This is a genomic window from Streptomyces gilvus (assembly GCF_022513565.1).
GTDB classification, from domain to species: Bacteria; Actinomycetota; Actinomycetes; order Streptomycetales; family Streptomycetaceae; genus Streptomyces; species Streptomyces gilvus.
Map to the genome: position 1 here is coordinate 1 of NZ_JAKWBE010000088.1, position 452 is coordinate 452.

Genomic DNA, 452 nt, shown 5'->3' on the forward strand with positions numbered 1-452 from the left:
CGAGCCGTGGGCGTTACGGGTGACCGCGGGGACGCCGGTCAGCTGGCCGTCCTCGTACGACGTGACCGCCTGCGCGCCCTCCAGCCGTACCCGTTCCGACCACAGCGTGCCCGTGCCGCCGTCGGTCAGGGAGACCTGCTCGTCGGGCAGCAGGGGAAAGAGTTCGTCGGTGCGCACGCCCAGGGTCTCGCGGAAGGCGCCGGGGTAACCGCCGAGACGGACATGGCAGTCGGCGTCCACCATGCCGCTGTGGAAGCCGACCGCCAGGGTGCCGCCCCGCTCGGCGAAGCCGGTGAGGTTGGCCGCGCCCTCGTCGTCGATCAGGTAGAGGCTCGGGGCCAGGACCAGGCGGTAGGAGGACAGGTCCGCGTCGGGGCGTACAAAGTCCACCGCCACGCCCGAACGCCACAGCGGCTCGTACCAGGCCCGCACCAGGTCCTGGAAGTGGAGTG

At 71.9% G+C, this 452-nt stretch carries 1 protein-coding gene; it reads right to left on the reverse strand.

From position 1 onward, the window contains the following. On the reverse strand, positions 1-452 hold a 452-nt coding region (locus MKW14_RS40740), incomplete at both ends, for a beta-galactosidase (RefSeq protein ID WP_240871843.1).